Origin of the sequence: Phormidium pseudopriestleyi FRX01 (assembly GCF_017313335.1) — a bacterium.
Lineage (GTDB): Bacteria > Cyanobacteriota > Cyanobacteriia > Cyanobacteriales > Laspinemataceae > Laspinema > Laspinema pseudopriestleyi.
Window position 1 is genome coordinate 1 of the sequence record NZ_JAFLQW010000033.1, and the last position, 10939, is coordinate 10939.

The window sequence follows — 10939 nt, forward strand, 5'->3', positions numbered from 1 at the left end:
GTGGATTTTTATTGTTGACCAACTCAATACTCATAAAAGTGAATCTTTAGTTCGTTTAATAGCCTCTCTTTGTCAGATAGATATCGAGTTAGGTGTTAAAGGGAAAAAAGGAATTTTGGCATCAATGAAAACTCGTCAAGCTTTTTTGAGCGACCCAACCCATCGAATTCGTTTTGTTTATTTGCCCAAACACACATCGTGGTTGAACCAGATTGAGTGTTGGTTCAGTATATTGACCCGTCGCCTTTTAAAACGAGGGGAGTTCACTTCCATCGATGACCTATCTGAGCAAATTCTTAAGTTTATTGATTACTTCAACCGCACGAGCGCCAAACCATTCTTATGGAAATTTCAAGGGTTCAAGGAGTCTGAATAGACTGGTTATTTATTTTTGTCCATTTGCCCTAGGTTCTTTCTGAATTATCAGGTTGGGAAGGTGTGATTGTTCTAATACAGCAAACTTAAACAGATGACTTATTTCAGTGGATTGAAAGAATTTATCGCCTCCTGGGACGATCGCTTTGTCGAAGAAAACCCCGGGGAGATATTTCGGGAAAGTCCCCTCGGCAATATCAACACCGAAGGGACTGCCGCTTGTGCGGATTCTCCGATTTTGTCTAAGTACCATCGCTACTTTAAAAAATCCATTGAACCGGGCGTCCGAGACTTAACAGTTGCCTTAATTATCAAATTTAATTGCATCACATATTCCAGTTGTCAAGGGCATTTTTCAACTTCAAAATCACAGATGCGGCCTCGATATGTGGGGATTCTTCCCCGGGATATTGCTGAGTATCATTACTTATTTGAGCCGTTGAAAAATATAGCAGATTTGACCAATGGGAGGTTACCCCAAAATCCCGTGCAAGTGGTCCTAACCCCCGATACCCTAGAATCGGAAAATTGCGTAATGCCTTGTTTTAATCTGTTTTTCATCTCCAAAATTCCCGATGAAATAACCTATTTTCAAGAATTGGAAGCGGTGTATCAAACCTTTTTAAAATTGCTATAGCAATCCTAAATGATTTATGCCCTCTCCTGCTCCCCTCTCCCCCTTTGGGCCGCCGACGAGAAAGGGGTGAGGGCATTCCACAACTGATAAAGGATCGGATATAGTTGATGGCGTATAATACTAAACTGATGAATTTGAGATGATATCCATGACAGAAATTCCTCGGGAATTGAATGATGATGAACTTAAAGAGTGGCAGGTGCGACTCAATGAAGCCAACCGCAACAATATTTTTTGCCACTGTCGTCACTGTGGGGAAGAATGGGTTGATTCCTTTACGGATATACCTTGTAAATCCTGTGGCAGTCGCAATGTAGAGTATATTGCCTGTTGGCAGTTTCCCGATGGCTGATTGAAGGCAATACCCGGTTATTTTAAGGATTTATGCGGCTAAAGGGTTGATAAAATATGCCCTGGGGTAGAAGTTGATAACCTTGAAATCAGTTAGGCTTTGTAAAAGCACAGAAAGTTGATTTATGGGTTGATAACGTTAAAACCCAATTTTAAACCTGTCAGAGATTGATTTGTCATCAAAAAAATCTCCTAAGCTTTGCTGATTTGAAGGGATAATTATGACTAAAAATAAACAAGAAAAACTGAAAAAGATGGCCCGAGAAGAGGGCAGTGTAGAAGATTTGCCTCAAGCTGAGACTGAATCTTGGGGAACCGGAATAGCGAATCGCCCTGGAGCTAATATTGGAGGTCGAAAGATGGAAAATAAGATGAAGCAATACACCCATACCAGCCCTGAATTAACAGGTGGGGATGTGGATGCGGCATGGTCCGAAGCTCAGAGTGTTGGGGATGAAGCAGTTGGGGGAACGGCACCGACTCCAGACCAAAATATTGTGGATCAAATCGGTGCAGCAGCCGGTGTGGAACAGGACGATCGCCAAGAGTTAGGAGTTCGCGATGAGTTGTCAGAACGAGATGAGGAACGCTGGGAATTAGACCCCGAATCCTCACCCGAGTATGAAGTCCGGCGCGATAGTGTGGTGGGCGATCGCCTCGGTCAACTGTAGGAATTGAGCAAAATTTTACGTCAAGGAGCGATCGCCCGATCGCTTCTTTTTGATGGCATTGCAGTCAGAAACCCGGTTTCTTGTCCCTTTGCATCGGAAGTCAGAATCCAGAATCATCGCAAGTCCCTAACCCCGAGCAAATTTCCCTCTCCAGTCGGATTGGCATTTCTGCTCATTTTTTTTAGACTCTAACCACTTGGTGTGATTCTATCAACAGATTAAATTTTTCTAAATCTGCTATGACCCAGAGTAAACTGACGATCGCCTTGACCCTCAGAAAGCCTCTATTTTCCGAATACCTTTCTGAGAATTCCCTCGTCCTTCCCAATGGGAAACGCTCTAAACCGGCGATTCGCAACAGCTTACAAGCTTCTACCCTCGATGGTGTGTTTGCCACGTTTTTCTCCTGCGCGACTGGGGGGGTCTTGCTGAGTAATTTTTTGCTGGATCTCGGCGCAAGTAACGTGGAAATCGGGTTCCTGGCAGCTATCCCGATGCTGATGAATTTTCTGCAACCTGTGGGGGCCTATTTGGGCGATCGCACCACGAGTCGTCACTGGTACACCCTCTCCATTTTCAGCATCTCCCGCCTGCTGTGGCTGTTTTTACTCCTGGGAATTGGCTGGTTTCTCATGGATCCCCGACAAGCCCATCATCTGGTTCTGGGAACCCTGGCGATCGTCGCCCTCACCCATCTTTTAGGGGCTTTTGGGAGTCCCTCCTGGGTGAGTTGGATGGCGGCATTAGTCCCCGATCGCCTCCGTGGGCGTTACTTTGGGATTCGCAACAGTGCAGCGAATCTCACCAGTTTGCTGGCAATGCCAATTTTGGGGGTGATGGTGTCTCAATGGGATGGAGGCACCATTGAAGGCTATGGAATTATCTTGTGTGTGGCGATCGCCGCTGGCATCATTAGCTTATGCTTCCAGTTTTTGATGGCAGATGTTAATCCCCAAATTTGGGGCAGAGATCGCCCGACGGTCCTCAACTATGAAACCACTCCCTCCTCATCGGCGATCGCCCTGCCGAGTTTCTTAAAAGATAAAAATTTCCGGATATTTCTGCTGTATTTTGGCTGCTGGATGTTTGCCGTCAACCTCAGCGCCCCCTTTTTCAACCTCTATTTACTCAAAGATTTAGAACTCGATGTGAGTTGGGTCACCCTTTACAACAGCCTCGCTGCCGGTGCCAACTTGCTGATGCTGCCGATTTGGGGCAAATTAGCCGATCGCCTGGGAAATCGTCCCCTCTTATTCTTCGTCGGTATCCTCGTCGCCATCACCCCGGTGCTCTGGCTGGCAACGAGAACCCAAGGGATACTGTTGTGGGTGGGATTGCCTCTGTTGCACCTAATTAGTGGCGCAACTTGGGCGGCAGTGGATCTGTGCGGCAGTAATATCCAAATGGAAATAGCCCCAGCGAAACAGCCGTCGAGTTATTTTGCGATCGCCGCTGCCGTCAGTGGTTTAGCCGGTGCGATCGGCACCACCCTGGGCGGATTTATCGCCACCCAATCTGCCTTTGGCGGATTCGTGGGCTTATTTGCCTTCTCTGCGATCTTGCGACTGTTGGCCCTGATTCCCTTGCTGTTCCTCCAAGAACCCCGTAGCCAAAGCCTCCGCCAGATACTTGACAACCTTGCAAATTTTTGGTTTAAGCCTCGGTTAAATTCTCATCCATAAAGGGCATAATAAAAAAGTATCGGCTATTACATTCAGGACGGCCCAGCTTTACCCGAGAGCAAGATTCATGTTAAGAATTTATCGGCTTCTGTGCCAGTGGGCGATCGTCCTCCTCCTGGTTCTGAACATCACCGCCTGCGCCAGTTCCCCTGGTGAAGATGTCACCACTCTCACCCTCAGTGGGTGGCAAAGTAGTCCCGTGGAAAAACAGCTTCTCGAACAGCTACTCCGGGATTTTGAAGCCACCCACCCCCAAATTAAAGTCCGGTATGAAGTCATCACGGATCAGTATTCTGATGTCATCAAAACCCGATTAATTGGGGATGCGGCTCCAGATATCTTTTATTTAGATACCCTAGAAGCGCCATTACTGATGCATCGCGGGGTATTAGAACCCCTTGATCGCTATATTACCCCAGAATTTGACCTCAGAGATTTTCAACCGGCGATGCTAAATGCCTTCAAATATAAGGGCAAACTCTACGGTTTACCCAAAGATTTCTCGACCCTAGCGCTCTATTACAATACCGAATATTTCCAAGAAGTGGGGTTAAGTGAACCGCCAAAAACTTGGGCGCAATTACAGGAGTATTCTGAACAATTAACCATCAGACGCAGCCGCGATCGGCGCATCCAACGCTATGGCTATGGCATGGTTCCTGAATTAACCCGTCAAGCCTTTGTGATTCGTGCTTTTGGCGGGCAATTTGTCGATCGCAAAGGCTTTGCGGCATTTGCTCAACCCAAAGCCTTAAAAGGACTCGCCCCGGTTATCGAACAATATCAACAAGCGCGCACCGCAGGCATTCCCTCCGATACCGGCGCAAGTAACGTCAGCGAAATGTTTGGACAGGGAAAAGCAGCGATGGTTCTCGATGGCAATTGGGCCATTCCTTACCTGCAAGAAACCTTTCCTCGGATTTCTTTTGCGATCGCCCCCGTCCCGACAATTAACGGCAAAAAAGGTACAATGGCCTTTACCGTTGCCTACGTCATGAATAAACAATCCACCCACAAAGAAGAAGCCTGGGAATTGATTTCTTATCTAACCGGAAAAGAAGGCATGAAAGCCTGGGCGACTGGGGGATTAGTTTTACCCACCCGCAAATCAGTTCTAGCCGAACTGGGATATCCAAATAATCCCCTTTATGCGCCCTTTGTCGCCGGTGCAAACTATGCCACCCTCTGGCAAGCGGGAGAAAATCTGTCCCTAATTAACCAAAATTTTAACAATCAGTTTCTCAGTGCTTTATTAGGGGAACAATCTTTATCAGAGGCGATGAAAAAAGCCCAAGCGACTGCCAACCAGGAAATTAAAGCGAGTTTGTATTAATATTAAATCCGGGACTTTTCGGCCAAAACTAACAAAGCCAGCCTGCGCGGCGTCAGAGATAAAAACCAGAGAATGAAGGAGTGGGAGCATCTTGCTCCCTACTGCTATAAGAGAGGCTATATGACCCGTAAATCACTTATTTCTATGCCAGCGTCTTCCTTGAATCCAGAGGTTTCTCGGTCTAGAAACCCTCGAAATTTTCGTTTTTCTCCTTCCCTATCCGGTTATCTGTTTATCACCCCAGCTTTAATTATTTTAGGGGTGTTTTTGGGATTGCCGATTTTGTACGCAATTTTCCTCTCTTTTCACAAAGTTGAAATTTTAGGGGAAATGAGTTATCGGTTCGTCCACCTGCGGAATTTTACCCGATTGGTGGATGATGAACGGGTTTGGATTGCCTTGAAAAATACCGCTGAATATGTGGCAATCGTTGTTCCCATCCAGACGTTTATTGCCTTGATGTTAGCTTTAGTTCTTAATGCCCAAATTCGCGGAAAAAGCTTGTTTCGGGTGATATTTTTCTTACCAACTATTACCTCATCTGCGGTGTTAACCCTGATTTTTATGTGGATTTACAATGCAGATGGGCTACTCAATCATTTTTTAGAGGGGTTCGGTTTACCGACTTACAACTGGTTGGGAGACCCAAATATTGCGCTGAAATCGATTATGATTATGAATATTTGGGCCAGCGCTCCCTTTTTTATGGTGATTTATTTGGCAGCGTTGCAGGATATTCCGGAGTCTCTCTATGAAGCGGCCAAAATTGATGGGGCGAATGGCTGCGATCGCTTCATGAATATTACGTTACCCTTACTCAAACCTGTGACCTTTTTTATCATTGTCATGGGCATTATTGGCACTTTTCAACTCTTTGACCAATCCTATATTTTCTCTGGAGGGTCCGGCGGTCCCAATAATTCTACTTTGACGGTGGTTTTGTTGATTTATCAGTATGCTTTTAAGAGTTTAGAGATGGGATATGCGGCTGCCTTAGCCCTCTTATTAGCAACGGCGATCGTCTTAGCTACCCTGGTACAACGGTATCTTTTTAAAGAAGATATCCCTCAGTAATCCTCATCACAGGAGACTCACAGATAATGAAGCGAATTTCTGGATTAAAAGCGCTGCTGTACGGATTCTTAATTCTGTACGCGATCGTCACCTTTATTCCCTTTGCCTGGGCGATGTCGGCATCCTTTAAACCTTTAGCAGAAATTGTGGAAGGCGGGATGAATTTTATTCCCCAGAATTTCACTCTGGAAAACTATCAAGCTATCTTTACCCGAGAACGCTTATTTGGACGATGGTTGTTCAATAGTGCCTTTATAGCAGTTTGCGTTACAGGGTTTAATATTGTCTTTAATTCGATGGCTGGTTATGCCCTAGCCCGGATTCCCTTTCGGGGAAATCGGATTGTGTTTGGGATGATTTTAGCAGTGTTAATGATTCCGGGACAAATTACTTTGATACCCACGTTTTTAATTTTAAAATCTTTGGGATGGTTGAATACTTACCAAGGGTTAATTGTCCCAAGTATGGTGAATGCCACGTTTATTTTTATGATGCGTCAGTTCTTTGTGAATTTCCCGAAGGAACTGGAGGAAGCGGCGGCATTGGATGGATTGAATCGATGGCAAACCTTTTGGAAGGTGGTGATGCCGTTAGCAAAACCGGCTCTAGCTGCTCAAGCTATTTTTATTTTTATGGGAAGCTGGAATAATTTTTTCATGCCGTTAATTGTGGTATCGAGTCAGGATATGTTTACGTTACCTTTGGGGTTAAATACATTCAAGGGTCAATATATCAGTTATTGGAACTATATCATGGCCGCTTCGATGGTATTTACGTTACCCGCCTTAGCGATTTATGCGTTTTTTAATCGCTATTTTGTGCAAGGGGTAACGTTTACGGGGAATAAGGGATGAGGTTGGGGATGACAAGAGTAGGAGTTAGCGTTATCGGGTGCATCCGATGTTTGGACAGTCTGCCCTCATCCCCCGGAGCCCCATTCTCCCAAAAAGGGCGAAGCCTGTCCTGAGCCCTGAGCCCTGAGCCGGTCGAAGGGTCGAAGGGGGGAGCCAGATTCAAAGTCCTTCTCCCACTTTGGGAGAGGGATTTAGGGTGAGGGCGGCTTTCATTGGGATGCGATCGCGTTATCTCTGTTGTAAGGGCAATTCATGAATTTCTTCTACGGATGGGGGGATATTCTGGAAGTTGCTTTAATTTTGCTTAAATAACGACTAAAGTCGTTACTACGAACATTGGGAGAGATGGATTGTTGGAAGTTAAACTCAGTTTTTTGGGGGAGAAATGGGGATGATGATGGCAAATTCTGTTTCTTGACCCGGTTCGGAATGAACTTCTAATTTTCCTCCGTGTTTATCTACGACAATTTGATAGGAAATGGTTAAACCGAGTCCTTTTCCAGCCCCGACATCTTTGGTTGTGAAAAAGGGGTTAAAAATATTCGGGACTGTCTCTTTGGGAATGCCAACACCATTATCGAAGATGCGAATTATTGCATGGGAAGAGGTGCGGGTTTCGGTACAAATGCGAATCCGAGGGTGTGGCGGATTGGAGTCCGGTTGATTGATTGGGGAATCTGGTAGCTGGGTGCGTTTTTTTACGGCATCGATCGCATTGTTCAGGAGATGAAAAAATACTTGATTGATATCACTGGGATAGCATTCCACCCGAGGTAATTCTCCATAGTTAATCTGAGTCTCAATCCCTTCTAAACGACCTTTTAAAATAGAGAGGGTACTATCCAACCCTTCATGCAGATCCACATCTTTAAGCTCGGCTTCATCCAAATGAGAAAAGGTTCGCAAGGATTCGACGATTTGTCGAATTCGCTCGGCTCCTCGTTTCATGGATTCTACTAGGGGAGGAAAATCGGCGATTAAAAATTCTAAATCTAATTTTTCCGCTGCTTCTGTCATCTCCGGCAGGGGATTAGGATAGTGTTTTTGAAAGAGTTGAACAAAGTCTAGCAATTCTCTAATATATGTTGCAGCATGATTCAAATTGCCATCAATAAAGGTAACCGGATTGTTGATTTCATGAGCAATTCCTGCCACCATTTGACCGATGGAGGACATTTTTTCGCTTTGAATTAACTGAGCCTGGGTTTGTTGTAAATCCCGTAATGTTTGGCTGAGTTGTTGATTGGATTGGCTCAATTGTTGCTGGGAATTATAGAGTCGCAATCCTGCCCTGACTCGGGCTAAGAGTTCCGCTGGATTGACGGGTTTGGAGAGAAAATCATCCGCCCCGGCATCGAGTCCTTGAATGCGGTCATCTAAATCGACTTTTGAGGTGAGTAAAATAAAAAAGGTTTGGGCTAATTCTGGATTGGATTTGACAATGCGACAGACTTCTACGCCATCGAAATAAGGCATCACCCAATCGCAAATAATTAAGGCTGGATGAAGTTCGAGGGCGAGTTTTATCCCTTCTTCCCCATCTTTGGCAACGGTGACTTCATGACCTTCTAATTTTAAGTCTCGTTTGAGGAGTAAGCGGGTGGCGGAATCATCATCTATGACCAGAATTTTATCCATAGGATTTAGCGGAATTTATTATAATTTTTAGGTTGTCTATTTTTCATTTTATCATGATTTAAACTTCGAGACAATCCAAGTTAAAAATGGAGCAGAAGTGGGCGAGCATCACGATTAATGGCGGGGTTTAAGGCTGATAATTCCGCCCTTTTGCCTCGACCTATTCGAGAAGTTGATCCTTCAGGTTGGAGGGGGTTTTGGACATGGGGAACCGGGGTAAGAGGACGGTTAAGGTTGTGCCGCTTGGCTGTTCTTCCCTGCTAACTTCACTCTGTACGGAGATTTCTCCGCCATGAATTTCTACACATTTTTTGACAATCGCTAGTCCCATGCCGGTGCCGGAAATTGTGCCGACGTTCCGGCACCGGTGGAATGCTTCAAACAGATGGGGAAGGTCTTCTGGGGGAATGCCAATTCCACAATCTTTCACGTGAAAAATGGCTAGGTTTTGGCAATCATCGCACAGTTCCAGTTGAACGGGCATCCCTGGTGGAGAATATTTAAGGGCATTTGAAAGCAAATTAGTCAGGATATGCCGCAGTAATTTTTCATCTATGCAGGCGGATAAGCTGGGTTGGGAAAGGATTAACTTAATCCCATGTAAGCCGTTATCAATCAACTGCATATCCTCGACTAATTGGTGACAAAACTGAACCAAGTCTAAGGGATAGCGGTTGCATTGCAGGTTTCCTGATTCGGCATGACCGATTAACAGGACATCATCAATCATTTGGGTCATACTGACGGAAACACTTTGAATCCGTTGGATGGCTTGCAGCTTTTTATCACCTTTGGAGTCGGGAAAGTCTTCTTGGTAATATTCTAGCAAGTCAGCGGAGGAGAGAATGGTGGTGAGGGGAGTGCGAAATTCATGAGAGACCATTGATACGAAGTGAGTTTTGAGATGATTGAGTTCTTTTTCTTTCGCCAGCGCTTTTAGGGTCTCTTCTTCGGCTTGCTTGCGTTCTGTGATATCGCGCCCGACGGCTTGAAACTCAACCAGTTCATCCCCAGAAAAGACGGCCCGTTCGGTCCATTGATGCCATCGCACTTCTCCATTGAGCAACACTGCCTCTTCTTCCCGATTGATGACAGGACAGTTGACAAAATCGCGCTCGAAGTCGGGGCGAAAGGGAACCACCGAGCTGTCCATCAGTTCCTCTCGGGTCATGGTAAAATACCGACAGTAGGCATCATTGACGAAGGTTACAGTGCCGTCGGGGGCAAAGCGACAGATAAATTCAGTTTGGTCTTCTATAATCGCCCGATAGCGGGCTTCACTGGCTCTGAGGGCGACTAAGGCAGCGGACCGATCGCGATGTAGGCAAATCGCTGCTGCTGCCGCGCGCAAAATCGGCAGCAGAGAATCCAGATCGGCGATCGCACAATTCTCAAAGCCGATAAATCCGACTAATTCATCCTTGAGGGTGAGGGGTAACATCAATAAAGAATCCAGATGCGCTTGCTCCAATATTTCCCGTTCCGCTTCGGGAAAATCGCTCACTTTACCTGCCACAATTTCATCATTGTTAAACATTTCCATCCAGCGCGAGGGTAAGGGGTTAGGGGGCATTAAACCCTCGGCTTCTGGGGACTTCTGTTGACTAGAGTCGCCCGTTCGGTCCTCTGCAAACCACTCACATAACACCAACGGTTCGATTCCCGCCTGATCCTGATAGAGTTCGCTCATATAAGCGCGACTGGCTTGGGCCGCTTGTCCGAGGGGGGCGAGTAACTGAATATAGGAGGAATTGGCTTCTTCAGGGGTGGAATCTACAGCACTTAATAACTGTTTTTGAACTTCCACCAAGGCCGATAACTGTTGATTGGCTTGACTTAATTGCTGGGCTAATTGGCTCAGTCGCAATCCCGCACGAACTCGGGCCAGTAATTCATCGATTTCTATCGGTTTGGAGAGAAATTCATCAGCGCCAGAATCGAGCCCTTGAATCCGATCATCCACTTGTCCGCGCACGGTGAGGAGGATAAAAAAGGTGGTGGCTAAGATGGGGTGGGCTTTGATGCGGCGACAGACTTCCACACCATCCACGAGGGGCATCATCCAGTCGCAGACGATTAAATCCGGACGCAGTTCTTCGGCGAGTCGCAATCCTTCGGCTCCGTTTTTAGCAAGGGTTACATCATATCCCTGCATTTGGAGGTTCCATTTCAGGAGTAAGCGAGTTACCCCATCATCATCTATAACGAGTATTTTTGACATGATTAGGTACCGGGGGACTTGGACAATGGACAATTAACAAATGACAATTAACAAATGACAATTAACAAATGACAATTAACAAATGACAATTAACAAATGACAA

11 protein-coding genes are annotated in these 10939 nt (G+C 45.8%); 9 read left to right on the forward strand and 2 right to left on the reverse strand.

The window, feature by feature from the left end; genetic code table 11:
• From J0895_RS01160 to J0895_RS01200, 9 genes are all read left to right on the forward strand, one after another.
• Nucleotides 1-376 (forward strand): transposase (locus tag J0895_RS01160; protein ID WP_207086315.1); only part of this gene is annotated, 376 nt, incomplete at its 5' end.
• A gap of 93 nt (nucleotides 377-469) precedes the next feature.
• On the forward strand, nucleotides 470-1012 hold the full coding sequence (locus J0895_RS01165; RefSeq protein WP_207086316.1) for a hypothetical protein: 543 nt from the start codon (nucleotides 470-472) through the stop codon (nucleotides 1010-1012).
• A gap of 148 nt (nucleotides 1013-1160) precedes the next feature.
• Complete coding sequence (locus tag J0895_RS01170) at nucleotides 1161-1364, forward strand: hypothetical protein (protein ID WP_207086317.1); 204 nt, start codon at nucleotides 1161-1163, stop codon at nucleotides 1362-1364.
• Nucleotides 1365-1584: 220 nt separating this feature from the next.
• Entirely contained in the window at nucleotides 1585-2034 is a 450-nt protein-coding gene (locus tag J0895_RS01175; RefSeq protein WP_207086318.1) for a DUF6335 family protein, read from the forward strand.
• A gap of 3 nt (nucleotides 2035-2037) precedes the next feature.
• Nucleotides 2038-2226 carry a hypothetical protein gene (locus tag J0895_RS01180; RefSeq protein ID WP_207086319.1) on the forward strand — a complete coding sequence of 63 codons (189 nt, stop codon included), beginning with the start codon at nucleotides 2038-2040 and terminating at the stop codon, nucleotides 2224-2226.
• 47 nt (nucleotides 2227-2273) lie between these two features.
• On the forward strand, nucleotides 2274-3716 hold the full coding sequence (locus tag J0895_RS01185; protein ID WP_207086320.1) for an MFS transporter: 1443 nt from the start codon (nucleotides 2274-2276) through the stop codon (nucleotides 3714-3716).
• Between the two features lie 67 nt (nucleotides 3717-3783).
• Entirely contained in the window at nucleotides 3784-5049 is a 1266-nt protein-coding gene (locus J0895_RS01190) for an ABC transporter substrate-binding protein (protein WP_207086321.1), read from the forward strand.
• A gap of 144 nt (nucleotides 5050-5193) precedes the next feature.
• Nucleotides 5194-6123 carry a carbohydrate ABC transporter permease gene (locus J0895_RS01195; RefSeq protein ID WP_242540963.1) on the forward strand — a complete coding sequence of 310 codons (930 nt, stop codon included), beginning with the start codon at nucleotides 5194-5196 and terminating at the stop codon, nucleotides 6121-6123.
• 26 nt (nucleotides 6124-6149) lie between these two features.
• Entirely contained in the window at nucleotides 6150-6977 is an 828-nt protein-coding gene (locus J0895_RS01200) for a carbohydrate ABC transporter permease (RefSeq protein WP_207086323.1), read from the forward strand.
• Between the two features lie 366 nt (nucleotides 6978-7343).
• Here the strand turns inward: J0895_RS01200 and J0895_RS01205 are convergent, their stop codons facing one another.
• A complete protein-coding gene (locus J0895_RS01205; RefSeq protein ID WP_207086324.1) occupies nucleotides 7344-8615 on the reverse strand; it encodes a response regulator in 1272 nt (423 codons plus the stop codon).
• Between the two features lie 160 nt (nucleotides 8616-8775).
• Entirely contained in the window at nucleotides 8776-10836 is a 2061-nt protein-coding gene (locus J0895_RS01210; RefSeq protein WP_207086325.1) for a hybrid sensor histidine kinase/response regulator, read from the reverse strand.
• Between the last annotated feature and the right edge of the window lie 103 nt (nucleotides 10837-10939).

What these genes read in the sequence shown, in the direction of transcription:
- J0895_RS01165 (WP_207086316.1), top strand. Translation starts at nt 470, where the DNA reads ATGACTTATTTCAGTGGATTGAAAGAATTTATCGCCTCCTGGGACGAT.
- J0895_RS01170 (WP_207086317.1), top strand. Translation starts at nt 1,161, where the DNA reads ATGACAGAAATTCCTCGGGAATTGAATGATGATGAACTTAAAGAGTGG.
- J0895_RS01175 (WP_207086318.1), top strand. Translation starts at nt 1,585, where the DNA reads ATGACTAAAAATAAACAAGAAAAACTGAAAAAGATGGCCCGAGAAGAG.
- J0895_RS01185 (WP_207086320.1), top strand. Translation starts at nt 2,274, where the DNA reads ATGACCCAGAGTAAACTGACGATCGCCTTGACCCTCAGAAAGCCTCTA.
- J0895_RS01190 (WP_207086321.1), top strand. Translation starts at nt 3,784, where the DNA reads ATGTTAAGAATTTATCGGCTTCTGTGCCAGTGGGCGATCGTCCTCCTC.
- J0895_RS01195 (WP_242540963.1), top strand. Translation starts at nt 5,194, where the DNA reads ATGCCAGCGTCTTCCTTGAATCCAGAGGTTTCTCGGTCTAGAAACCCT.
- J0895_RS01200 (WP_207086323.1), top strand. Translation starts at nt 6,150, where the DNA reads ATGAAGCGAATTTCTGGATTAAAAGCGCTGCTGTACGGATTCTTAATT.
- J0895_RS01205 (WP_207086324.1), bottom strand. Translation starts at nt 8,615, where the DNA reads ATGGATAAAATTCTGGTCATAGATGATGATTCCGCCACCCGCTTACTC.
- J0895_RS01210 (WP_207086325.1), bottom strand. Translation starts at nt 10,836, where the DNA reads ATGTCAAAAATACTCGTTATAGATGATGATGGGGTAACTCGCTTACTC.